Annotated in this window: 26 protein-coding genes; 15 read left to right on the forward strand and 11 right to left on the reverse strand. The window is 68.9% G+C overall.

What is annotated here, in order from left to right:
* Nucleotides 1–210: 210 nt before the first annotated feature.
* Nucleotides 211–1,794: a Na+/H+ antiporter gene (locus ACFY3V_RS18685; protein ID WP_362906069.1), complete on the forward strand. Its 1,584-nt coding sequence runs from the start codon at nucleotides 211–213 to the stop codon at nucleotides 1,792–1,794.
* 75 nt (nucleotides 1,795–1,869) lie between these two features.
* Here the strand turns inward: ACFY3V_RS18685 and ACFY3V_RS18690 are convergent, their stop codons facing one another.
* A complete protein-coding gene (locus tag ACFY3V_RS18690) occupies nucleotides 1,870–2,844 on the reverse strand; it encodes a helix-turn-helix transcriptional regulator (RefSeq protein ID WP_389774689.1) in 975 nt (324 codons plus the stop codon).
* Between the two features lie 88 nt (nucleotides 2,845–2,932).
* Between ACFY3V_RS18690 and ACFY3V_RS18695 the strand changes: the two genes are divergently transcribed.
* On the forward strand, nucleotides 2,933–3,340 hold the full coding sequence (locus ACFY3V_RS18695; RefSeq protein WP_389774691.1) for a VOC family protein: 408 nt from the start codon (nucleotides 2,933–2,935) through the stop codon (nucleotides 3,338–3,340).
* 153 nt (nucleotides 3,341–3,493) lie between these two features.
* On the opposite strand, the gene ACFY3V_RS18700 is transcribed toward ACFY3V_RS18695, so the two are convergent.
* A complete protein-coding gene (locus tag ACFY3V_RS18700) occupies nucleotides 3,494–3,751 on the reverse strand; it encodes a UBP-type zinc finger domain-containing protein (protein WP_362906063.1) in 258 nt (85 codons plus the stop codon).
* A gap of 213 nt (nucleotides 3,752–3,964) precedes the next feature.
* Between ACFY3V_RS18700 and ACFY3V_RS18705 the strand changes: the two genes are divergently transcribed.
* From ACFY3V_RS18705 to ACFY3V_RS18715, 3 genes are all read left to right on the forward strand, one after another.
* Nucleotides 3,965–4,366 (forward strand): hypothetical protein, encoded by a 402-nt coding sequence (locus ACFY3V_RS18705; protein WP_362906061.1) that lies wholly within the window; start codon nucleotides 3,965–3,967, stop codon nucleotides 4,364–4,366.
* Nucleotides 4,367–4,529: 163 nt separating this feature from the next.
* Nucleotides 4,530–4,871, forward strand: coding sequence for a DUF202 domain-containing protein (locus ACFY3V_RS18710; RefSeq protein ID WP_350946813.1), 342 nt, complete (start codon nucleotides 4,530–4,532; stop codon nucleotides 4,869–4,871).
* Between the two features lie 7 nt (nucleotides 4,872–4,878).
* Nucleotides 4,879–5,211 carry a DUF202 domain-containing protein gene (locus ACFY3V_RS18715; RefSeq protein WP_350946814.1) on the forward strand — a complete coding sequence of 111 codons (333 nt, stop codon included), beginning with the start codon at nucleotides 4,879–4,881 and terminating at the stop codon, nucleotides 5,209–5,211.
* A gap of 276 nt (nucleotides 5,212–5,487) precedes the next feature.
* On the opposite strand, the gene ACFY3V_RS18720 is transcribed toward ACFY3V_RS18715, so the two are convergent.
* A complete protein-coding gene (locus ACFY3V_RS18720; RefSeq protein ID WP_350946815.1) occupies nucleotides 5,488–5,862 on the reverse strand; it encodes a transglycosylase SLT domain-containing protein in 375 nt (124 codons plus the stop codon).
* 460 nt (nucleotides 5,863–6,322) lie between these two features.
* Nucleotides 6,323–6,712, reverse strand: a complete 390-nt coding sequence (locus ACFY3V_RS18725) for a transglycosylase SLT domain-containing protein (RefSeq protein ID WP_362906058.1) — start codon at nucleotides 6,710–6,712, stop codon at nucleotides 6,323–6,325.
* 222 nt (nucleotides 6,713–6,934) lie between these two features.
* Here ACFY3V_RS18725 and ACFY3V_RS18730 point away from each other — a divergent pair, with 222 nt between their 5' ends.
* Nucleotides 6,935–7,420, forward strand: a complete 486-nt coding sequence (locus tag ACFY3V_RS18730) for a glutathione peroxidase (protein WP_362906056.1) — start codon at nucleotides 6,935–6,937, stop codon at nucleotides 7,418–7,420.
* On the opposite strand, the gene ACFY3V_RS18735 is transcribed toward ACFY3V_RS18730, so the two are convergent.
* Nucleotides 7,392–8,390: a substrate-binding domain-containing protein gene (locus ACFY3V_RS18735; RefSeq protein WP_350946818.1), complete on the reverse strand. Its 999-nt coding sequence runs from the start codon at nucleotides 8,388–8,390 to the stop codon at nucleotides 7,392–7,394. The genes ACFY3V_RS18730 and ACFY3V_RS18735 overlap by 29 nt on opposite strands.
* A gap of 177 nt (nucleotides 8,391–8,567) precedes the next feature.
* On the opposite strand from ACFY3V_RS18735, the gene ACFY3V_RS18740 reads away from it, so the two are divergent.
* On the forward strand, nucleotides 8,568–9,788 hold the full coding sequence (locus ACFY3V_RS18740; RefSeq protein ID WP_362906053.1) for a sn-glycerol-3-phosphate ABC transporter ATP-binding protein UgpC: 1,221 nt from the start codon (nucleotides 8,568–8,570) through the stop codon (nucleotides 9,786–9,788).
* A gap of 117 nt (nucleotides 9,789–9,905) precedes the next feature.
* Here the strand turns inward: ACFY3V_RS18740 and ACFY3V_RS18745 are convergent, their stop codons facing one another.
* Together ACFY3V_RS18745 and ACFY3V_RS18750 are read right to left on the reverse strand one after the other, a co-directional pair.
* Nucleotides 9,906–10,661 carry an SDR family NAD(P)-dependent oxidoreductase gene (locus ACFY3V_RS18745; RefSeq protein ID WP_389774700.1) on the reverse strand — a complete coding sequence of 252 codons (756 nt, stop codon included), beginning with the start codon at nucleotides 10,659–10,661 and terminating at the stop codon, nucleotides 9,906–9,908.
* A 329-nt stretch (nucleotides 10,662–10,990) separates the two neighbouring features.
* Entirely contained in the window at nucleotides 10,991–11,449 is a 459-nt protein-coding gene (locus ACFY3V_RS18750) for an ATP-binding protein (protein ID WP_389774703.1), read from the reverse strand.
* Nucleotides 11,450–11,674: 225 nt separating this feature from the next.
* Here ACFY3V_RS18750 and ACFY3V_RS18755 point away from each other — a divergent pair, with 225 nt between their 5' ends.
* From ACFY3V_RS18755 to tgmC, 3 genes are all read left to right on the forward strand, one after another.
* Nucleotides 11,675–12,502, forward strand: coding sequence for a Scr1 family TA system antitoxin-like transcriptional regulator (locus tag ACFY3V_RS18755; RefSeq protein WP_389774705.1), 828 nt, complete (start codon nucleotides 11,675–11,677; stop codon nucleotides 12,500–12,502).
* The gene (locus tag ACFY3V_RS18760) at nucleotides 12,490–12,705 is read left to right on the forward strand and encodes a DUF397 domain-containing protein (RefSeq protein WP_389774708.1); all 216 of its coding nucleotides are present in this window, start codon (nucleotides 12,490–12,492) and stop codon (nucleotides 12,703–12,705) included. The genes ACFY3V_RS18755 and ACFY3V_RS18760 overlap by 13 nt, the downstream gene beginning before the upstream one ends.
* A 172-nt stretch (nucleotides 12,706–12,877) precedes the next feature.
* The gene (tgmC, locus tag ACFY3V_RS18765) at nucleotides 12,878–14,011 is read left to right on the forward strand and encodes an ATP-grasp peptide maturase system methyltransferase (RefSeq protein WP_362906025.1); all 1,134 of its coding nucleotides are present in this window, start codon (nucleotides 12,878–12,880) and stop codon (nucleotides 14,009–14,011) included.
* Nucleotides 14,012–14,120: 109 nt separating this feature from the next.
* Here the strand turns inward: tgmC and ACFY3V_RS18770 are convergent, their stop codons facing one another.
* From ACFY3V_RS18770 to ACFY3V_RS18780, 3 genes are read right to left on the reverse strand one after another with little or no spacing between them, the layout of a single operon-like run.
* On the reverse strand, nucleotides 14,121–14,519 hold the full coding sequence (locus ACFY3V_RS18770; RefSeq protein ID WP_362923129.1) for a hypothetical protein: 399 nt from the start codon (nucleotides 14,517–14,519) through the stop codon (nucleotides 14,121–14,123).
* Nucleotides 14,520–14,571: 52 nt separating this feature from the next.
* Entirely contained in the window at nucleotides 14,572–15,435 is an 864-nt protein-coding gene (locus ACFY3V_RS18775; protein ID WP_389774712.1) for a methyltransferase domain-containing protein, read from the reverse strand.
* Nucleotides 15,432–15,728, reverse strand: coding sequence for a hypothetical protein (locus ACFY3V_RS18780; RefSeq protein WP_389774715.1), 297 nt, complete (start codon nucleotides 15,726–15,728; stop codon nucleotides 15,432–15,434). The genes ACFY3V_RS18775 and ACFY3V_RS18780 overlap by 4 nt, the downstream gene beginning before the upstream one ends.
* A gap of 58 nt (nucleotides 15,729–15,786) precedes the next feature.
* Here ACFY3V_RS18780 and ACFY3V_RS18785 point away from each other — a divergent pair, with 58 nt between their 5' ends.
* The 5 genes from ACFY3V_RS18785 to ACFY3V_RS18805 all read left to right on the forward strand — a co-directional run bounded on the left by ACFY3V_RS18785 (nucleotide 15,787) and on the right by ACFY3V_RS18805 (nucleotide 21,234).
* Nucleotides 15,787–16,422 carry a TetR/AcrR family transcriptional regulator gene (locus ACFY3V_RS18785; protein ID WP_362508330.1) on the forward strand — a complete coding sequence of 212 codons (636 nt, stop codon included), beginning with the start codon at nucleotides 15,787–15,789 and terminating at the stop codon, nucleotides 16,420–16,422.
* 325 nt (nucleotides 16,423–16,747) lie between these two features.
* A complete protein-coding gene (locus ACFY3V_RS18790) occupies nucleotides 16,748–17,941 on the forward strand; it encodes a PQQ-dependent sugar dehydrogenase (RefSeq protein WP_389774718.1) in 1,194 nt (397 codons plus the stop codon).
* 303 nt (nucleotides 17,942–18,244) lie between these two features.
* A complete protein-coding gene (locus tag ACFY3V_RS18795) occupies nucleotides 18,245–18,655 on the forward strand; it encodes a hypothetical protein (protein ID WP_389774721.1) in 411 nt (136 codons plus the stop codon).
* A 22-nt stretch (nucleotides 18,656–18,677) separates the two neighbouring features.
* On the forward strand, nucleotides 18,678–20,405 hold the full coding sequence (locus ACFY3V_RS18800; protein WP_389774724.1) for a DUF4012 domain-containing protein: 1,728 nt from the start codon (nucleotides 18,678–18,680) through the stop codon (nucleotides 20,403–20,405).
* A 136-nt stretch (nucleotides 20,406–20,541) separates the two neighbouring features.
* The gene (locus tag ACFY3V_RS18805; protein WP_362906014.1) at nucleotides 20,542–21,234 is read left to right on the forward strand and encodes a hypothetical protein; all 693 of its coding nucleotides are present in this window, start codon (nucleotides 20,542–20,544) and stop codon (nucleotides 21,232–21,234) included.
* Here the strand turns inward: ACFY3V_RS18805 and ACFY3V_RS18810 are convergent.
* Nucleotides 21,212–22,564 (reverse strand): polysaccharide biosynthesis tyrosine autokinase, encoded by a 1,353-nt coding sequence (locus tag ACFY3V_RS18810; RefSeq protein WP_362906012.1) that lies wholly within the window; start codon nucleotides 22,562–22,564, stop codon nucleotides 21,212–21,214. The two genes, ACFY3V_RS18805 and ACFY3V_RS18810, sit on opposite strands and share 23 nt — an antisense overlap.
* Between the last annotated feature and the right edge of the window lies 1 nt (nucleotide 22,565).

The raw sequence follows: 22,565 nt of genomic DNA on the forward strand, positions 1-22,565 counted from the left end.
GCCCTGTCGCGGAGTTCTTCGTCCGGACGGACGGCGTGTGGCGTCCGCCGGGGGCGCGACTCGCGCCGTATGGTGGTCTCGGCCCGCGGGGGAGGGCGGTTCGCGAGGCGTGCCGGGGCACGTAGGCTGCTTCGGTGGCCGCTCAGCGGCCGTGCGGTGGCTGCCCGGTGACCGCCGGGTGACCGACCGATCCCTACCTGACGGGGTGGCGTGGAAGAGTCGACGGTGCTGCAGATGCTGGCGGTGTCGGCCGTCGGGATCGCGGTGGCCGCGGTGGCCAGGCGCCGGGGATGGCCGGCGCCGCTGCTGCTCGTGCTCGCCGGTGTGGTGCTGTCGCCGTTCGTGCCCGAGTACGACCTCGACCCCCAGCTGGTCCTGCTGGTCTTCCTGCCCCCGCTGCTCTACTCGGCGGCGATCGACAGCTCCTACCTGAGGCTGAAGGACCTGCGCAGGCCGATCGCGCTGCTCTCGGTCGGCCTGGTGCTGTTCACCACGCTGGTCGTCGGGTGGGTCACCCATCTGCTCCTGCCCCAGCTGCCGGTGGCCGCCGCGTTCGCGCTGGGCGCGATCGTGGCCCCGCCCGACGCGGTCGCCGCCGTCGCCGTGGCCCGCAGGCTCGGGCTGCCCCGCAAGGTGGTCACCATCCTGGTGGGGGAGAGCCTGTTCAACGACGCCACCGCGCTCACCGCCTACCGGGTGGCGATCGCGGCGGCGGTCGGGCACGGCATCACCTGGCAGGACGCCGCCCTGGACTTCGCGCGTTCCGCGGCGGGCGGCGTGGCGATGGGCCTCGCGCTCGCCTGGATCCTGACCCGGGTGCTGGTCCGGCTGCGTGACGCGCTCGTCGAGAACACCGTCATGCTGCTCATCCCGTTCGCCGTCTACCTCGCGGCCGAGATCCTGAACGTCTCCGGCGTGATCGTCGTGGTGATCGTCGGCCTCTATATCGGCCACCACATGCCCAGGGCGGGCTTCGGCACCCGGTTGCTCTCGGAAGCGGTCTGGCGGGTCTTCGGCTTCTTCCTGGAGACGATCGTCTTCGCGCTGATCGGCTTGCAGATGTGGCCGATCATGAGGGAGCTGGAGTGGGGCGACGGGTGGAGGCTCGCCGGGATGGCGCTCGCCGTCTTCGGCGCCGCGGTGGTCGCGAGGGTGGTCTGGGTCGTGCCCAGCATCTACCTGCCCCGGATGCTGTCCAAGAAGGTCCGGCAGGCCGAGACCCACGCGCCGACCTGGCAGAACGTGACGATCGTGAGCTGGGCGGGCATGCGCGGAGTGGTCTCCCTGGCCGCGGCCTTCGCCATACCCGCGACCTTTCCCGGCCGCGACCTGCTCCTGTTCCTCACCTTCTCGGTGGTGATCGGCACACTCCTGGTCCAGGGCCTGACGTTCCCGGCGCTGATCCGCAGGTTGAAGGTCTCCAACGAGCGGGAGATCTACGCCGACAACCTGGCCGAGGCGGCCGCGCAGCAGGCGGCCGCCACGGCCGCGCTGGCCCGGCTGGACGAACTGGTGGCCGAGGGCGTCGACGAACTCCACAGGGAGGTCGTCGACCAGCTGAGAACCCGCGCCGAGCGCCGTACCCTCACCGCCTGGGAGCGCCTGGGCGGCGGTACGGGACCCGAGGGGGAGGAGACGCCGAGCGGCGTCTACCGGCGGCTCCGCAGGGAGATGCTGATGGTCGAGCGCGAGGTGTTCGTCGGACTCCGCGACGAGCGGCGCATCGACGACGAGGTGCTCCGCAGGGTCCTCCACGAGATCGACTTCGAAGAGGCCACCCTGGAGCGTGACTAGCCGACCCCGAGCAGGTCGGCACCGGAGCGGATCGGGCCGCCACCACCGTGTTCCGCGGTCGGCGGCCCGGCCACCTCAGGGCCGTCGACCGGTGGCGGACTCCCTCCGGGCGGCGTAGCGCTCGGTGAGTTCCGAGCCGAGCCGGGCGAGTTCGGCACGGACGGGATCCGGTTCCTCGACCTCGACGGCGGCGCCCCAACCGGCGAGCTGCTGAGCGATCATCAGTGGCGTCGGGGCGCTGAGGCGGACACGGACACGCCCGTCGCCGGCGGGGCCGTCGACGACGCAGTGGCGCCCGAACTGGTCGCGCAGGACCGGCAGGTGGCGGGCGTCGGCGAGCACGGTCGCCGAGACGCGCGAGCGTCGCCTCTCCATCTCGTCGACGACCCGCTGCCACGCCTGTGACAGTTCGAAATTGTCGGGTCGCTGAGAGGGGAGGTCCGTCACGACCGCTTCGACGATCCGATCGACCCGGAAGGTTCGTTGCCCGTCGTCGGTTCCGGCCATGAGGTACCAGATGTCGTCCTTGTCGATCAAACCCCAGGGGGCGACGAGCCGTCGCCTCTGTTCACCGGCCCGGTTGGTGTAGGTGAGATCGACCTTGAGGTGGCGGACGGTGGCGTTCTGCAGGACTTCGACCAGTTGGGGACGCCGGCGTTCCCGCGCACCCCAGCCGGCAGGGTCGACCACGATGGCTCTCGCCGCGGCCTCGGCGTCGGCGCGGAATGTGCCGGGCAGGGCCCTCAGAAGCTTGCGCAGCGCGGATTTGGCCTCGGGGACGACGGACGTCGCCGGGCCGAGGAGCAGGAACAGGGCCTGGGCCTCGGTCGCCGACAGGCCGCTGAGGTCGGTGCGGGCGCCGCCGACGAGGGACCATCCGCCGCCGCGTCCCGGTTGAGGGTAGACCGGGACGCCGGCCGCCGACAGCGCCTCGAGGTCGCGGCGGGCGGTGGCCACGGACACCTCCAGCTCCTCGGCCAGCTCGGACGCGGTCACCCGGCCTCGGGCCTGCATGAGCAGGAGGACGGCGACAAGACGGTCGGCGCGCATGCTTCCGGTTCTCCAGAAAAGTGATCAGTTGGTGAGCACTTTAGAGCCGAAAATGGTCACCACCACTGATCGAACGAAGGAAGCACCCATGTTGCGAGGACCGGCCACCATCAACCTCTGGGCCGATGACCTGGAGGCCGCCAAGAAGTGGTACGCCGACCTGCTGGACGTCGAACCGTACTTCGAACGCCCTGGTAACGGCCAAGCGGCCGCCTACTACGAGTTCCGGATCGGCGACCACCAGTCGGAACTCGGTCTCATCGACCGGCGGTACGCCCCGTCGGACGCGGCCGTCGCCCCGGGAGGCACGGTCGTCCATTGGCACGTCGACGACGTGCGGGCCGCGTTGGACCGGTTGCTGGCGATGGGGGCCACGCCGTACATGCCGATCACCGAGCACGGCCCCGGTTTCGTCACCGCGTCCGTGGTCGATCCGTTCGGCAACGTGCTGGGGATCATGTACAACGAGCACTACCTGGAAATGCTGGACCGTTGACGCACGGCGTGACCGTCGCCGAGCCTTCGAAGTGGAGGGCTCGCTCGTGAGCCGGGACCGGAGGCCGCCGGACGGCCGCGAGGCGGTGTTCGTCCGGGCCGGGCCGTCATCCGCCGGTCCGGCCCGGTCGGTTGTGGGCGTGGGGCCGACGGGTCAGCCGATGATGTTGTCCACGTAGCACCAGCGCCAGTCCTCGCCCGGCTCGAACGAGGCCATGACCGGGTCGGAGGTCTCCCGGAAGTGGGCGCTGGCGTGCTTGTTGGGCGAGGAGTCGCAGCAGCCGATGTGCCCGCAGGACAGGCACTTGCGCAGGTGGACCCAGCGACTGCCCATCGCCAGACATTCCTCGCACCCCTGAGGCGTGCGCGGCGGCGGGTCCTGGGCTTTCAGGATGTGCTCACAGGTCGGCATGGTCTCCCCCTCGCTCGTGTGACTACCGATCGATCGTACGGCCAGCGCGGCGTCCCGGATCCGGAGCCTCCCCGCGTCCCGGCTCCGCGGTCTTCCCGCGCCTGGTTCCCGGGCCCTCCCGCGTCCCGCATCCCGCCTCCATGGGTGGATCCGGCGGGTAACGAGCCGGTACGGCGGCGCCTGTCGCGGCGGCCCGTTGGGTAGGGTCGGGGCATGCGACCCCTTCCGCGACGAATTCCCGTCCTCGCCGCCTCCGTGCTGGCCGCAGTCCTCGTCACCACCGGCTGTTCGGAGCTTCAGGAGGTGAGCCAGGGCATCGACAAGGCGCAGGAGTGCGTGCAGGCGACGGGCATCGTCACCGAGACCGTCGCCAAGGTCTCCGGGCTGCTCAACGACCCCGCCGCGATGGAGCAGGCGCTGAACGAGGGCGGCGCCAAGCTGGGCGACCTCGCCGACAAGGCGGCCAACACCTCGCTGAAGGAGGCCGCCGAGGGCGTCTCCAACACCCTGGAGGGCATCAACGTCACCGACGCCAACAGCGCCGTCGACGCCGCCCAGAAGGTGGCCACCGACTCGGCACGCTGGGTTCAGCAGCTGACGGAAGCCTGCGGATAGTCCTCGCCGCCTGAGTGCGGAGATCACCCGCCGCCGGAGCCTTCGTCCCGGCGGCCGGGCGGGTGAGACCCGGAGGTGTCGGAGCGCACCTCCGGAAATCCCGGGTTCTCTAGGGGGAATGTCGCTGAAATAGCGTCGTTCCTATGAAGACCCAGGAAAGTTCATGAACTCTCCGGACAACGAGCCGGACCCCCGGTTCACCCTCGCCAACGAACGCACGTACCTGACCTGGTTGAGTACGTCGCTCGCGCTGAGCGCGGGCGGCGTGGCGATGGCCGCCGTCTCCGCCGACGTCTTCGTCCCGTGGATGCGCACCCTGCTCGCCGTGATCCTGGTGTCGCTCTCGGCCCTGGCGGCCGCGATGGCCTACCCTCGCTGGCGCCGCGTCCAGAACGCCCTGCGCAGCTCCGCCCCGCTCCCGCCGCCGGCCCTCGCGCCCCTGTTCGGATACGGTGTGGCGGCGGTCGCCGTGCTCGCCCTCGTCCTCATCCTGCTGTCCAGGTGATCCCGCGGTGAACAGGCTCTGGGACGAAGGGCTGCAGAACGAACGGACCCGTCTCGCCTGGGTCCGCACCACCGCGGTGCTGGCCGTCACCAGCCTGGCCGGCGCGGGCGTCGCCCTGCGCGAGGGAACGCCCGTCCTCGCCGTCGTCCCCTTCGTCCCCGCGGTGTTCTGCGCCGTCCTGCTGCTGACCCACACGGGCGTCCGCTACCGGCGCACCCAGGAGGCCCTGCACGGGGGCCACCCCCTCGACAACCGGGCCGACGCCCTCATCGTCTGGATCGGCACCCTCGCGGCCGTGGCCGGGGCCGTCGTCTTCGTGCTGGGAAGGTTCGGAAGGTAAGGGGAGCGGGTCAGGAGGGCGACTCCCCGCCTTCGCCCCGGAGAGGCTCATCCAGGCGATGGCGGTGCGTCCCGACCGGTGAGCGGCCGCGCGTCCCGGCCGGCCGGTGACGATCGTGCGTCTCGGCCGTACCGCTCGGCAGGTGGCGAGGTCGCGCGGTGAGCCGGTGAAGCGGCCGCATGGCTCGAAAGACTCGAAAAGGGTGACGTCCGGGGCCTGGGGCCCCAGGCCCCGGACGTCAGGAGAGTTGTCCCTTCCCCTGGAAACTCTCCTGGGTCAGTACCAGTTGCTCGACCGGAAGTGACCCCACGCGCCGCACGGTGACCCGTAGCGGCTCTTGATGTATCGCAGACCCCAGTGGATCTGCGTGGCCGGGTTGTGGCGCCAGTCCTTGCCACTGCCGGCCATCTTGCCCGCGGGCAGCGCCTGCGGGATGCCGTACGCGCCCGACGAGCGGTTGTACGCGCGGTGGTTCCAGTTGCTCTCCCTGGTCCAGAGACTGTCCAGGCAGCGGAACTGGCTGTGCGGCCACGCTCGGCGGGACACCAGACGATAGGCGATCGTCTTGTTCCTGCCCTTGGCGGTTCTCGCGACCGCTTTCACCCTCGGCTTCACCTGGGTGGCCCAGGTGAGCCTGTGCACCGTCCTCATCGTCCCTTTCCTGGACGTCTCGGAGGTGCTTTCAGCCTTCCCCGTCGCCGATGGGCCGACCATCGTCGATGCTGCCAGAACGGTCGCGACGGTGTTGCGCAGAACGCGGTAGCTGTTCACGTGGATCCTTGTCCTCGGGCCGCGTGCGGAAGGCGAGGGAGTGACACGGAGTGTCCTGCCTCGTCCGACGATCCGGCGTCCGTGGCTCGGACGGGGACGTCCGCGCGGTCTCTCCGGCCTGTTTCCGGCATGAGACGCCGCGGCGATCTCTCTAGGCGGCTTTCTATTACGTGAGAGAGCGCCGAACGGTGGATAGGGACACGCGAAGGGGAGGTTTTTGCCCGATCTTCGTGATTTACGGGTGGTTCGAGGAAGGGCCGGTTACGACCGGTGAATCACCCATACCGGGAGACGGGGTGAAAATCACCCTGTCATGGGGTTTCAAAGCACCGCTTCCTGATCAGTACCAGCCCCGCGCCACGGAGTGGTTCCATGCCTGGCACGGTGAGCCGTAGCGCTGCTTGATGTAGCCGAGTCCCCACTTGATCTGCGTCCTGGGGTTGGTGCGCCAGTCGCGCCCCGCGGTGGCCATCTTGCCCGCGGGCAGCGCCTGCGGGATGCCGTACGCACCCGACGAGCGGTTGAGTGCGCGGTGGTTCCAGTTGCTCTCCTTGCTCCAGAGCTTGCGAAGGCAGGTGAACTGGCTCTTGTTCCAGCCGTGCGCGGACACCAGCGGCTTGGCGACGGCCTGGTTGCCCGCTCGTGCCGAGGACGCCTGAGCGACCGTGGTGGTGCCGAGGGCGAGCACGGAGGTGATCACCAGCACACCGGTACGGCGTAGCGTCGACATGGGACTCCCTTGTGCGTTGAGTACGGGGGAACGGCCGACACGATGCCCCGCCGTTCGGCGGCGGGCCAATCGACATCGCCTGTCAGGAGTCCTGTCAAAGATCGGTAAGAGAATGATCAAAGCCTTGGTGAGGGGGGCGTCGTCTCACCTGTGGCCTCAGTCACATTTCACTTTATGGACGGCATAACTCTCAAATGTGACAGGGAGATTAGGCTGCGACTCATGGGAATCCGTGATATCGCCATCGACACTCTCGCCGACACGCCGACCACTCTGGCCGAGTTGGCCGGAGACAAGACCGTTCTCGTGGTGAACGTCGCCTCCAGGTGCGGCCTCACCCCTCAGTACGCCGGTCTCGTCGACCTGCAGCGGACCTACGGCGAGCGGGGCTTCACCGTCGTCGGAGTGCCGTGCAACCAGTTCTACGGCCAGGAGCCGGGCACCGCCGAGGAGATCCAGGAGTTCTGCTCCACCACCTACGGCGTCGACTTCCCGCTGCTGGCCAAGACCGAGGTCAACGGTGACGGCAGGCACCCCCTCTACGACGTGCTGACCGCCACTCCCGACGCCGAGGGCAAGGCCGGTGACGTCGAGTGGAACTTCGAGAAGTTTCTCGTCGCCCGGGACGGGGAGGTGCTGGCGAGGTTCCGGCCCAAGGTCCAGCCCGACGACCCCGCCGTCATCGCGGCGATCGAGAAGTCCCTCTAGCCGCGCAGCTGCCCCTCACGATCAGCTCGGTGGGCAGCAGCACACCCCGCGGCCTCCTGGTGCCGCCGCGCAGCACCAGCTCGGCGGCGCGGTAGCCGATGTCCCTGGCGGGCTGGGCGATCACCGTCAGCGGCGGTGAGCACAGCTCCGCCCAGGGCACGTCGTCGAACATGATCAGAGACAGGTCCCTGGGGATGCGCAGGTCCAGCTCCCGCGCCGCCAGCACCGCCGCCTCGCCCAGCAGGTTGCCCCCGGCCAGCACGGCGGTCAGGTCCGGCCGGTGCTGGAACAGCCCGGCCGCGGCGGCGTACGCGGAGTCGCGGCTGCCCCGGGCGACGACGATGAGGTCCTCGTCGACGAGAGGGCCCAGCGCCTGCCTGAAGGCCGACAGGCGCTGCTGCTGTCCCGGGCCGCCCAGATAGGCGATGCGCCGGTGCCCCAGCCCCGTCAGGTAGTCGACCGCGGTCCCGACTCCCGCGCGGTCGTCGGCCACCACCGCGGGGATGTCGTCACGCCCGGCCGAGAGCCGGTGCGCGAACACCGTGATCACCCCCGCCCGCAGGGTCGGCGCCCAGCCGTCGCCGTCGCCGGAGGGGATCGCGATCACCCGGTCCACCCCCTGCTCGAGCAGCATGCCGATCAGCTCGGCCTCGCGCTCCGGGTCGTCCCCGGTCGTGCCCACGATCACCGGCTCGCCCGCCGAGCGCGCGCAGGCGAGCACGCCGTCGGCCACGCGGCCGTAGAAGGTGTCGGTGATGTCGGGCAGCAGCAGCCCGATGCCGCCCGAGCGCCGCTGGCGCAGGTTGCGCCCGAGCGCGCTGGGCCGGTAGTCGAGCTGGGCGGCGACGGTCAGCACCCGCTCCCTGGTCTCCGGGCTGGCCGACCCGCCCGACAGCACCCGCGACACCGTGGCGACCCCCACGCCGGCCGCCCCGGCGACATCCTTGATCGTCGTACGACGCATGTTCATGGAAACGATTCCATCATGTTTTCCGTGTTCGTTCCAGTGCGGAGCGAGAACGACCGTCGTGCTGACAGGCCAGAACCGGGCAAACCCTTGACAGGGTTATCCGTTTCCGGTGAGATGCATGAAAACGTATCCAATATCGGGTGAACGCGGGGTTGGCCCGAGGCGACAAGGACATCCATGGCATCCATCGTTCTCAGCAAAGTCGACAAGATCTACGCGGGCGGCGTCAAAGCAGTGAACGGCCTTGATCTTGAGATCAAGGACGGGGAGTTCATGGTGCTGGTGGGTCCGTCCGGATGTGGCAAGTCCACCGCCCTGCGGATGATCGCCGGCCTTGAGGACATCAGCGGCGGCGAGATCGCGATCGGCGACCGGGTGGTCAACCACCTGCCCCCGAAGGACCGTGACATCGCCATGGTCTTCCAGAACTACGCGCTCTACCCGCACATGACCGTCGAGGAGAACCTCGCCTTCGGTCTGAAGCTCCGCAAGATGCCCAAGGCGGAGATCTCCAAGCGCGTCGGCGAGGCCGCCAAGATGCTCGGCCTCGACCAGTACCTCAAGCGCAAGCCCGCCGCCCTCTCCGGCGGTCAGCGTCAGCGTGTCGCCATGGGCCGCGCCATCGTGCGCGAGCCGCAGGCCTTCCTCATGGACGAGCCGCTGTCCAACCTGGACGCCAAGCTCCGCGTCTCCATGCGGGCCTCCCTCAACACCCTGCACGAGCGCCTGGGCGTGACGACCGTCTACGTCACCCACGACCAGGTCGAGGCGATGACCCTCGGTGACCGCGTCTGCGTGCTGCGCGACGGCCTGCTCCAGCAGGTCGACACCCCGCAGAACCTCTTCGACAAGCCGGTCAACCTGTTCGTCGCCGGCTTCATGGGCTCGCCGTCGATGAACTTCGTCAACGCCGAGCTGGTGCGCGGCGACGGCGGCCTCGCCGTCGCGTTCGCGGGCTTCAGGCTGCCGGTGCCGAACGAGACCGTCGCCGAGAAGCGCGGCCTTGAGCAGTACGTCGGCAAGAAGATCATCCTGGGCATCCGCCCCTCCGACTTCGACGACTCGGTCGCCGCCAACGCCTCCTCCTCCGGATGGGTGCGCCTGCCGGTCCGCGCCGAGGTCACCGAGGAGCTGGGCTCCGAGATCAACGTGCTCTTCCTCATCGACGCCCCGCCGGTCCAGCACCAGGACACCGTGGCCGCCGCCGCCGACGACGGCGACGAGGACGCGACGCTGCCGCTGGTGGGCGACAAGTCGCTGTGGACCGCCCGCGTCAACTCCCGCAGCCACGTCCGTCCCGGCCAGAACATCGAGCTGATCGTCGACACCCACAACCTGCACTTCTTCGACCCGGTCTCGGGTCTGGCGATCGGCCACGAGGCCGGCGTCCGCGTCTGATCCACCGAACGGGCCGCCTGTGAAGGAAGGCCCGTCCACGACCATCACCGCAGGCCGGAAGGGCCCGCGCCACGACCCCCTCCCGTGGCGCGGGCCCTTCCGTCGTGCCGGGGCTCGCTACCGGTGGCGGCCGAAGCCGCGCGAGAGCCTGTCGACCAGGGAGACGGGGAGCACCCTGCCGAGGCCGGCGATGACCTTGTAGCGTGGGTCGGGGACGCTCACCCACACGCCGCGGGCCAGATCACGCATGGCGTCGCGGACGACGTTGTCCGCCGACAGCCAGAGGAACCCGGGGATCCCCGACTTGTCGATCGCGGCACGCTCGTGGAACTCGGTGTGCACGAACCCCGGGCACAGCGCCATGACCCGCACGCGACTCCCGGTCAGCTCGGCGGCCGTGGACTGGCTGAAGCCGACCACCCACGCCTTGGACGCGCTGTAGGAACCCCGCACGAAGAACGCCGCCACCGACGCGACATTGATCACCGCACCCCGGTCGCGCTGCCTCATCCCCGGCAGCGCCGCGAGCGTGAGCCGCAACACCGCCTCGCAGTGCAGCTTGAGCATCTTGCGCTCCTCCTCCACGGGCACGTCGAGGAAGTGCCCCTGGTGGCCGAAGCCGGCATTGTTGACCAGCAGATCGACCCCCTCGTGAAGCCGCCGCTCCACCGCCTCCAGCCCTTCTTCGGTCACCAGGTCGGCGGCGAGCACCTCACTGCTCACCCCGTACCGCAGGCGTAGCTCCTCGGCGGTGGAGGCGAGACGTTTCTCGTCGCGGGCGACCAGGACGAGCGAGAACCCGTCGGCGGCGAGGCGGCGGGCGAAGGCGGCACCGATGCCGGCCGTCGCCCCCGTGATCAGTGCGGTTGGCATACCTGCAGTCTAGGGACGGGTGCGGACGACCCCGGCGAGGCGGCCAACGTGGATGGGGTTGTGCCCCCTGACCGCTTCCCACCCTCGCGGGGGTGAAGAGGGAAGGTGGTGTGGGGTCTCACCTTGCGGTCAGGGGGCTTTGCCCCCGGTAGGGCGCGGTCAGGGGGACTGACCAGGGAAGGATCGCGCCCTACCGGGGGAGTCTCAGGGGGTGCGCCACGAGTCCCGGCGTCGTGGTCGCCACCCGTCGCGTCAGCCCTTCACAAAGAAGACGGCGACGATGATGAAGTCGGTAACCTTCCCGATCGCTTCAGTGATCGTGTTTTCCGTCATGGTCGGCATCTCTCCGCGATGGGCTCGGCGGTCAGCTCGCACCACACGGTCCTTCCCCTGTCGTGGGTGTGGCTTCCCCAGTTGCCCTGTGACAGCCCATCAACGATCACCAGGCCACGCCCGGACTCGGCGTCGGCGTTCTCCCCATCCGCGGAAGGCGCTTCACGGCGGGGGACATCGCACGCGGACCCGCGATCGCTCACCTCCACCCGCAGGACCGGACCTTCGCTGAACAGGGCGAGTCTGATCACCGCTCCGATTTCACCTCGATCCGAATACTTGAAAGCATTGGTTACGAGCTCGGAGACGACTAATTCGACGTCGTCTTTTATGGGGTGATTGTGGCCGATAATTTCTCGCGCCGCATCCCTGGCCAAACCCGCAGAGGCGGGAGTGCTTTCCAGGATGACTTCTCCTAGGAGCATCCTCCTTTGATGGATATGTCCGGCATTCATGGGTTTCACCTCGCTCGCTAAGAGTTTCCGCTGGTGGCACGCGATCTTTGCCGACCGGTGTGACAGTGCCTCGATTCAAGGCCGTGTTTTCTGTCGGGCAGTTCTCAGAGTGCCTGTAACGAGCTATCTTTTGGGTGGAACCAGTAAGACACCTTCGGACAGATCAGTACTGACCTCGGTGTTACATGTGCGACCACTGTGCGAACCTGCCACCACGGAGTCGTTATGCCCGCCCCTAAAGAACTTGATCCGAATGCCGGGCCTTTGGCCCTATTTGGCTATGAACTACGTAAATATCGGGAATCTCTCGGCTGGTCTCAGGATCAGTTGGCGGACAGAATTCGATTCAGTACGAGCATGGTCGGGCAGGTGGAACGAGCGGTCAGAAAGCCACCGCGTGTCTTCGTGGAGCGATGCGAGACGGCACTCGGGCTCAGCGGTGAACTGCTCACACATTGGCCGATCCTCACAAGGGAAACGTCTCCGCGATGGTTCCGCAGCTGGCTGGAGGTCGAGGCGGAGGCGGAGGTCATCCGCACGTGGGAGCCCCTCGTGCTGCCGGGGCTTCTGCAGACCGAGGAGTACGCGCGGGCAGTGATCCGGGGCAAACCGGGAGCCACGGACGACCACGTAGCCAAGGCTCTCGATATCCGGATGGGCAGGAAGAAGATCTTCCAGCGCACCAACCAGCCGATGTACTGGGTCGTGATCGACGAGAGCGTACTGAGGCGGCCCATCGGCGGCTCCGATGTGATGCGTCGGCAACTCGCCTACCTGTTGGAAGCGATAAAGTCCCCACGCATCAGCATCCAGGTCGTCCCCTTTGGCCTGGGGGCCACCACGGGCTTGTCCGGCGGGTTCGCCGTGGCACAGATCCGAGGAGCGCGGGACACGGCCTACCTTGAGTCGGCCGGTGCCGGGCATGTAACCGATCGCCCCGAAGAGGTCGAGGAGATTATCCTTAGATATGAGGTGATCCGAGGGGATGCGCACTCAAAAAGCGTTTCGATTGAGTTGATCAGAGAGGTGATGGTGGAGGCATGGACGACCTGACCGCCGAGCTGGCGGCTGCTCCCTGGCGGAAGGCCCGTAAATCCAGCTCGAATGACGGCAACTGCATCGAAGTCGCCCCGCTGTCCGGTGGTCGGGTGGGCGTACGGGACACCGAAGCGCCTGAGAAGGCCCCTTTCGTAGTAAGCGCCGGTGTCTGGGACGCCTTCGTGGATGGTGCTAAGAAGGGCGAGTTCGACTTCTAGTTGACCGTCCGTTATGCCGATAAAAGCCTCTGTGTTCCACAGAGGCTTTTATGTTTCATCACCCAGGATGTGTAACTCATCGAGTGCAATCCCAGCGAACGGTGAAGTTGGTTGCCTGATTCATCGGCGATGGCGGAAGCCTTCGCCGATGTGCTGCTGGAAGGATGGGACCATGAGTGAGGTGGCCGCGAAGCTTCGCCTCGTCATGGCGGACCAGATAGGTTCCCCTGGCTGGCGTCGAGCGCTGGAAGTCGTACCGCGTGAGCTGTTTCTGGGTGATGCCGTCTACCTCGCAGAAGAGGGTCGTGCCGATCGGTGGAATCCCGTGCGCCGGGCCGAAATGGAGGAAGAGGGCTGGCTCGCCCTGGCCTACACCGACGCGACATGGGTCACCCAGGTCGAAGGGGTTCTCGCCGAGAACGCGACCGACGTCATCGTCGGGCAGCCAAGCTCGTCCTCCACTTTTCCCAGTCTGGTCGTGCTCATGTTGGAGGCCGCCCAGATCAGCGAGGGTGACACGGTTTTGGAAATCGGCACGGGTACCGGTTACTCGACGTCGTTGATGTGCGAACGGCTCGGGCAGGAGGCCGTCACCTCGGTCGAGTACGACCCGGAGGTTGCCGTTCGGGCCAGAAAAGCGATCACCGAGGCCGGATACACGCCGACCCTCGCAGTGCAGGACGGGCTGTTCGGATACGGCTCGGACGATGAGTACGACCGACTGATCGCCACCTGCTCGGTGCGTACCATCCCGGCAGCCTGGATGCGGCAGGTCCGCAGCGGAGGGACCATCACCGCGCCCATGTGGGGTTGGATGGGCGGGGTCGCCTTCGCGCACCTGACCCTGGCCGATGACGGCAGCGCGAGCGGTCGTTTCCTCAAAGACGATCTGTACTTCATGACCGCCCGCTCCCACCTGCCGCCGCCACGGCCCCCGGTGACAACCGGTTTCGGAGAGGCCCGCAGGTGCAGAATCGACCCCTCGATTCTCAGAAGCGACGATACGGCCGTGTGGATCGCCCAGCTCGCCACCCCGCAAGCGCAGCTGTCTTGGAGCGAGGAGTCCACACTTCTGCTGGATGTCGGTACCGGCTCGCGGGCCGACACCGCACCGGATCCCGCGGGAGGATGGACGGTGTACCAGCACGGGCCGATCAAGCTGTGGGACAAGGCCGAAGAGGCCGTTCTCATCTGGCAGGAGGCTGGATCCCCGCACCAGTCCGGGTTCGGGCTCACCGTCACGAGGGAGCGCCAGCGCGTCTGGCTCGGTGACCCCGCCGGGCCGAGCTGGGACCTTCCGGCGTAGGCGGTCGCGAGAGGTGAAGCCCTGGAGTTTTCGCCGTCTTGAGCCATCGTGGATGTGGAGGCGACACGGTCTTGCACCCGAGATGCGAGACCGCATCGCCGATCGTGGCTCAGGGGATGCACTTCATGCCGGTGATGCCGTTGGAGATTTCCACGTCCGACCGGGATTTCACCGAGATCGCGTTGATGTCCCCGGTGTACGCGACCTCGCCCGCGCGCTCGCACAGCTGCCGTGCGGCGGTGGTGTCGTCGTCGCCGAGCGTGGTCTCCACCACGACCAGGGTGCACTGGCCCACGACGGTGACCGAGGTGACGTCAGGGCTGTTCAGGTGGTTCTTGACCGTGTCCGCGGCCTGGTCGCAGGTGGCGCCGGAGGGTTCGGGCGCCTGTGTCGCCGCGCCGGTCGGCGGAGCCGGATCGTCCGCATCGCCACCGCCGCAGCCGGACAGGAGCAGCGCGCAGCCCAGCATCGTCGCCGTCAGAAGCGACTTCGTTCTTCCTGTCAACACATTGACGCCGTTCTGAAAGGTTGATGGTCGTCGAGGTTCGGTCGGTGTGGCTTCACGGTGCCCGCAGTGCCGTGACGAGCCAGATGCCGGCCGGGATCCGGTATCCGCCGGGTTGTTCGCGGAACCGCTCAAGCAGTCTGGCCGTCGCCGCGCGCGCGGCCGCCTGTTTTTCGGCGGAGGTGGCCCGGTAGGCGGCGCCGGCGGGGCCGATCTCGATGAGCCACTCGGCCACCGGTTCGGGTTCGTCGGGTGTGGACATCACCACATCGTGTGGCGTGAGATCGATCTCCGTGAAACCGGCGGCGGCGAGAATCCGGGTGGCGCGGGCCGGTTCGGCGAAGGAGAACGGGCCCGGCTCGTTGCCTATCGGCAGCGGCGGTAGCGAGCCCACGTGCGGTGCGGTGCCGAGTACCGCGAGTGTCAGCCACGGGTTGGCGCCGCCGTCGCGGAATACGGTCGCGGCCAACCGGCCGCCGGGGCGCAGTGCCCGCCGGATCGTGGTGCAGCCGGCCACCGGGTCTGCCAGCAGCATCAACGTCATACGGGAGAAAACCGCGTCGAACGGTGCTCCCGGGATGTGTGCGACGGTCTCGATGTCGGCGGTCACGAAGTTCAGGCCCGGATGCCGATCTGCGGGAAAGCGCGCGGAGGCGGTGCTCACCATCGACTCCGCGAGGTCCACGCCGACGGCCGTGCCCGCCGGGCCGACGGCGAGCGCCATCTCGGCGGTGGTGCCGCCGCACCCGCACCCGATGTCAAGGACACTCTCCCCGGGGCGGGGCGCGAGCCGGTCCATCGCCACGGCGCCGAGCGGTTTGCCGTACTCGTCCTGACGTCGCGCATGGCGGACCCATCCCGGCGCGGCCTGTCTCCAGAACGCGACGTTGCGGGCGCGTAGCGTGCCGACATCGCTCATCGGAACGGCATTTCGGTGCCGTCGACCGTCATGGACCTGAATCCGGCGCTCTTGCCGGCGTCGAACCCTTCCGCCTGAGCGGCCAGCCCCGCCGCCCGTATCAGCCGCTCTGACTGAAAGCGCCGGAACGCCGCCTCGTCCTGCCAGACGTTGATGATCCGCCAGCCGCCCTCGACCGGCCCCGCCACGTGGGCGAGCAGGCCCGGCGGGCGGTCCGGGCCGAGATGCTGCTCGACCAGGCGGTATTCCGACTCGCTGACACCGGGCATCTCCTGGAGCACGCCGAACGGCATATGATCACATCCTTTGAATAAAGTTCAACTCTATCCAATAGAGCACTACAGTGAGGCGATGGTTGTCAAGAGGCGGTACGAGTCGAAGCGGCGGCAGGAGCAGGCACGCCAGACCAGGCGCGCGATCCTGGACGCGGCCGGCCGGCTGTTCGTTCGATCGGGCTACGCAGCCACCACGCTGGCCGCCGTCGCCGCCGAGGCGGGCGTCGCGGTTCAGACCGTCTACGCCGTGTTCGGCAGCAAACGGCAACTGCTGTCGCAGCTCGTCGACGTGTCCATCGCCGGCGACGACGAGCCCGTGGACATGCCCAGCCGGTCCTTCGTCGTCGAGATCCAGGCACTGACCGACCCGCGTGCCAAGCTGGCCCGCTATGCCCGACACCTTTCCGAGGTCCACGCCCGGCACGCCGCCATAATGATCATCCTGGCCGGTGCGGCCACCGCCGACTCCGACGCCGCCGAAATCTGGCGCAAGAACGTCGAGGAACGCCGCCGCGGCATGACCATGTTCGCCGCCGAGCTGGTCGAGACCGGTGCCGTGCGCGCCGGCCACGACGCCGACAGCGTCGCCGACGTGCTCTGGCTCGCCATGGACTTCCGCAACTACGACTGGCTGGTCCGCGAACGCGGCTGGCCGGTGCAACGCTTCGAACGCTGGTACGTCGACACGGTCGCCGGCGCGGTGTTCGACTGAGTCCTGTCGTCCGGCCTCGCAGCCGGCTGTCCGCCGGATGCCATCTCACCGGGCGAGCGCGCGGGGTGAAGCCTCCGGCCGGGGCTTTCGCCGCCTTGAGCCATCGTGCTTGTGGACGGCATCCAGAGCACCGTGATCTCGCAGACCAGGCTCGCCACCCAGCGGACAGGCCGGGGAAGGCGACCCGGAAGAATGGATGGATCTGGATGGGGGAGGGCCAGGTGTGCGGGAATCGCCAGGTGTGGCCGGAACCTTTGGGGCGGCCGGTGCGTAGACCCGTACAGACGATCATTCGAGCAGGCGAAGAACACAGGAGGCTGAAACCGTGCCGATCTCCCGCCGGACAGGACTGGGCCTGGCCCTGCTGAGTGCGGCGCTGGTCGCCTGCTCCTCCACCGGGACCACCGGGTCCGCCGACTCCGCGTCCGTCCCACCCGCCGCCTCGCCCACCGCCACTGCCTCCCAGACGCGGTCCACGGGGCAGGCGGCGCCGAAGGTCCGCTTCACCGAGTTCGCCCAGCTGGACATGCCGGTGGCGATGGCCCTGCGCAAGGACGACCAGACGCTCTACATCGCCGAGCAGACGGGGCGGCTGCGCGCGGTGAAGGACGGGAAGGTCGCCGAGGCGCCCGTCGTCGACCTCTCCGGGGAGATCAGCAAGGGCAACGAGCAGGGACTGCTCGGGGTGGCCTTCCACCCGGAGGGGGACTTCCTCTATCTCAACTGGACCGACCGCGAAGGGACCACCCACGTCACCGAATGGGCCTTCGCCGACGGCAAGGCGACCGGCCGCAGGGACGTGCTGACCCAGCGGCAGCCGTACGCCAACCACAACGGCGGGCAGCTCGCCTTCGGACCCGACGGATACCTCTACATCGCCCTCGGCGACGGCGGCAGCGGGGGAGACCCGCAGGGCAACGGCCAGAAACTGGACACCTGGCTCGGCAAGATCCTCAGGATCGACCCGCGCGGCACCCCGTACACGGTTCCCGACGACAACCCGTTCGTCGGCAGGCAGGGTGCCAAGCCGGAGATCTGGTCGTACGGCCTGCGCAACCCCTGGCGGTTCACCTTCGACGCGGAGACCGGCGACATGTGGATCGGCGATGTCGGCCAGAACGCCTGGGAGGAGGTCGACTTCGAGCCGAAGGGCGAGGGGGGCCGCAACTACGGCTGGAACCTCAAGGAGGGCACCCACCCCTTCGACGGAGGTGGCGGCGGCGACACCGCCGACCTGGTGGACCCGATCATCGAGTATCCGCTGCGTGAGGACGGCAACTGCTCGGTCATCGCCGGATACGTCTACCGGGGCGAGAAGATCCCGGGCCTGGAGGGACGATTCGTCTACGGCGACTTCTGCGCGGGCTGGGTCAAGGCCGCACCCCCCGGAGGGGAGGGGAGCGGCGACGACCTCGGCAGGGTGGAGCAGCTGTCGTCCTTCGGCCAGGGCCACGACGGGGAGCTGTACGCGCTCAGCCTGTCGGGACCCGTCTACCGCCTGGAGCCGGGCGCCGGTTAGAACCCGCCCCCCGGACGTTCACCTCGGGAGGGGCGGGTGAGCGATCCCGGCACGACCGCCGCACCCCCGGCCGCCCGCCGCGGCGGGCGGAGCCGGAGGTCGTTTCGGCCCGTCACGGGGGGGAGAAAAATAGGTGATTGTTCGGCAAGTGTGGCGAGGCGGCGCCCTCGTTTCCGGCGATGGTGCATATAACGGATTCCGTGGACATGTTGCCCGAATTACGGGTGCTGTTTCCATAGCCTGAAATGCTGCCGCCGGGAGTTTGAAATGGTAAAAAATTATCTAATATCTATTGTTTTGGCGGTGAGCGCCGGGGCCGCCTTGCCCCTCGGGGCCTCCGCGACGGCCTACGCCGCGACCGTTCAGCCGACGCCGGCGGCTGAGGAGGTGCTGTACCCGCCGGGTCCCAACGAGAGCGTCAACAGCATCAAGCAGGAGAGCGACAACGCCAACAACATCAATCTGAGAGACAGGGAGAACAACCACCAGAGGGACAGGGAGGGCAACGGCGGCTTCTCGGACGACTGTGAGGGGAACGACTGCTCCGACGGCTGCGGAGCAGAGGGCTGCCGGTCGTCGGACCCGGTGGCGGAACTGCCGTTCACGGGAACGCCCGTGGCGACGGTGGTCCTGCTCGGTGGTGGGCTGCTGGCCGCCGGAGTCGTGGTCACGCTGATCTCGGTACGGCGCCGCCGATCCGCCAGTGTCGAATAGGAGACGACGCCGAGTAGTCGTAGTGGGCCTGCCGGTCTCCGCAGCACTGGTGCTGGCGGGGGGCTGGTCGGCCCATCTCGGTATGCGCGTCCGCGACCACCTGGAGGCCGCCGGGACCGCACTGGTCCGGCTGCGCGCGGTGGTGGGTGCGGGTGACCCGCACCCGGCGGTCACCGCGCTGGCCGAGGCCCGGTGGCACGCGGCCGAGGCCCGGCGGCTCACCGGAGGCCCGGAGTGGTGGACGATCGCCCACGCTCCGATCGTGGGGAACGCCGCGACGACCGTGCGCGGGCTCGCCGACGCCGCCGCGGAGCTGACCGATGTTCTCGCCGGCGTGCGGGAGGTCGCCGCCCCCCTCCTGATGAGCGGGTCGCGCTCCCCGGATGACCCGCGCCACCGGCTGGCCGCGCTCGACGCCGCGGCACCGGTCCTGGACGACGGCGTCTCCCGCCTCGGGCGGGCGCTCTCACGCCTGGCGGCCACCCCCGGCGATACCGGCCTGGACCGGCTGGACGAGGCGCGCGGCACGGCACTGGCCGAGATCGGCCGGCTGCGCGGCCTGCTCGGTGACGCCGCGGACGTCGCCACCCTGCTGCCCCCGATGCTCGGTCGCGACGGCCCCCGCCACTACTTCCTGGCCTTCCAGACCAACGCCGAGGCCCGAGGCACCGGAGGGCTGGTCGGAGCCTTCGGCATCCTGAAGGCCGACCGTGGCAGGCTCACCGTCGAGCACCTCTCCGCCAACAAGGGACTGGCCACGAGTCCCGTCCCCGTCGCCGAGCACGGCCCGGACTTCCTCGGGCGTTATGGAACGGGTGCGACCAGGATGCTGTCCGTCTCGAACCTCTCCCCGCACTTTCCGTACGCCGCGGCCACCTGGACGGGGTTGTGGGAGCGACAGGGCCGAAGGCGGCTGGACGGCGCCGTCGCCACCGACCCGGTGGGCCTCGCCCACCTGCTGAGGTTGATCGGGCCGGTGCCCCTCCCCGAAGGAGGGAGGGTCACCGCGGGGAATGTCGTCGACCTCACCGAGCGGAAGGCCTACGCCCGCTACCCCGACCCCGCGGCGCGCAAGCGGTTCCTCATCGAGATCGCCGGTGCCGTCGGCGAGGCGCTGCCCGCTTCGCTCGCCGCCCCCGCCAGGCTGCTGCCCGTGCTGTCCGACATGGTGGGCGAGCGGCGGATCCAGGTGTGGAGCCGCCACGAGACGGAGCAGCGGCGCCTGTCGGGCACACCGGTCAGCGGCGTGCTGCCGTCGCGGCCTGGACCGTTCGCGGGCCTGGTGGTCAACAACTCCGCCGGTGGCAAGCTCGACTACTACCTGGAGCGCGCCCTCGACTACGAGCTTGGCCCCTGCCGGGGCGGGCTGCGTTCCTCGACGGTGCGGATCGGGCTCACCAACGATGTCCCGCGGCGGACACTGCCCTCCTACGTCACCGGACGGCTCGACGATCCGGGGCACCGCCACGTCCCCGGTTCCAACCTGCTCTGGGTGTCGCTGTACGGCGGACTCGGCGCGAGGATGACCGCGGCCCGCCTCGACGGCGACCGGGTGGCGGTCATCAGGGAGACCGAACGCTCCCACCCCGTCTACTCGGTCCTTCTGGAGTTCGCCCCCGGACAGTCCAGGACGCTGGAGTTCGATTTCACCGAACTCGCCTCCGGCGAGCCGCCGCGGGTTCCGGTGCAGCCGCTCGTTCGTCCCCAGCGGACTCGCGTCACCCAGGACCCGCGGGGTTGCCCACCCTGAGGCCGAACTTCCGGTGGGGGCAGGGGTCGCCACCAGATGAGCTTCCGTGCCACATCGCCTGTTCGTATCGGCAGAAAAGAGCAAAGAACCGCGCGTCACGGGCGGCGGCGCGCGGGGGACGATCTACTCTCGCGCCATGAAGGCTTCACCGCGGACCGGTGGGACCGCACAGGACGCCGCGATCCCGGGCGAGAGCGTCCCACCCGGGCACGAGGGCTGCGGGCAGCGCTGCTGGCGGGATGTCCGGGAGGTACGGGAGGGTGTCCGCTTTCGTATCCTCTTCGTGTGCACCGGCAATGTCTGCCGCTCCCCGCTGGCCGAGCGGCTGACCCGCTCGGCCCTCGGGCCGTGCCCGGCGGTCCAGGTGATCAGCGCGGGCACCCGCGCCGAGCCGGGACGGGAGATGACCGAACGCGCCCGGCGGGTTCTGGTACGGCTCGGCGGCGATCCCGCCGGCTTCGGCTCCCGTCCGCTCGTTCCCGACCTGGTGGCCGCCGCCGATCTCGTACTCACGGCCACCCTCGGGCACCGCGCGGAATCGGTGGCCATGCACCTCTCGGCGGTTACGCGGGCCTTCACCATCGCCGAGTTCGGCGCGCTGGTGCGGGCCGTGCCGCCGGAGGAGATCACTCGTCACCGGGATCCCGTGCGGCGGGCCCGCGCGCTGGTCGACCAGGCGCGGGCGCTGCGCGGGCTGGTCCGGATCGACCGGTTCGACATCGCCGACCCGTACGGGCGCTCCCGGCTGGCCTACCGGACGGCGGGACGGGACATCGCGAGGTCGCTCGCCGTCCCGCTCCGGCTGCTCACACACTCACCGGATTCTTGACCTCGGACTCGTAGCCGTAGTACGTGCCGCTACCGACAGGGACGAAGTTCAGGACGCCTCCCACCACGCGGGCGTTGATCGACGCCAGCAGTTCCGAGGCGCGGGCCATGTGCTCCCGGCGGGTCTTGCCGTACCGGGCGACGAGCAGCGCGCCGTCGCAGAGCGCGGTGATCGTCGCCGCGTCGGTGACGGGCAGCAGCGGGGGCGCGTCGATGATCACCATGTCGTACGTCCCGGTGAGCTGGGCGAGCACCTGACGCATTCCGTTCGAGCCGAGCAGCTCACTCGGGTTCGGCGGAATCTGACCGCTCGGCAGGACGGACAGGCCGGCATCGCCCCAGACCTGGATGACCTCGTTCAGGCGCGCCTTGTCGATCAGCACGTCCGTCAGGCCCGTCGCCCCCTCGATACCGAGGTAGGAGGGAATGCTGGGGCGGCGCAGGTCGCCGTCGACCAGGATGACCCGCCAGCCCGCCTGGGCCAGCGTGATCGCGAGGTTGGCGGAGGTCGAGGACTTCCCCTCGCCGGGCAGGCAGCTGGTGACCACGAGTGACTTCGGCTGCCGGTCGACACCGATGAACTGCAGGTTGGTCCGGAGTGCGCGGAACGCCTCGGATCGGGACGACCGGCCACGGTCGCGCAGGATCAGGGGGTGGTGCCGCGCGTCCCGCTCGTAGCCGATGACCCCGAGCACCGAGCTGCCCGACGCCTCCCGTAGCGCCTCGGGGGACGTGAGGGTCGTGTCCAGGCGGTCACGGAGGATGATCACGGCCATGGTGGCGAGCAGCGCGATCAGTACGGCGACCGCCAGGTTGACCAGTGGCCTGGGGCTGACCGGTTCCCGGGGGACATCCGCCTTGTCCACTATCGTGATCTTGATGGTGGGGCGGCTGCCCGGAGTGGGTCGCTCGATCTGGTCGATCAGCTTCGAGAAGCGGTCCCCCAGGGCGTTGGCCAGCAGGGAGGCTCGCGCGGGGTCGGTGTCGGTGACCGTGGCACGCAGGAGTACGGTGCCGGGGACGGCCTCGGCGCTGATGTTCCCCTGGACGCGCGCGATGTCCTCGCCCTCGACGATCTGGCCGACCACCCGGCGGCTGGACAGCAGGTTGGCGTAGGACTGCACCCGCTGGGCCGACAGCATGCCCGCCTGGTAGGCGGTGGAGAGGCTGCCCTCCTTGTCGTGGCCCGACACCAGCATGGAGATCGTCGAGACGTATTTCGGCGGCATGTTCGCCGTGACGGCGAGCGCCGCCCCCACCGCCAGGATCAGTGAGAGGAGGATGATCAGCCAGTTCCTGCGCACCAGCCGTGCGTAGTAGAGCAGATCCACG

This window comes from Streptosporangium sp. NPDC000095, from assembly GCF_042899335.1.
GTDB lineage: Bacteria > Actinomycetota > Actinomycetes > Streptosporangiales > Streptosporangiaceae > Streptosporangium.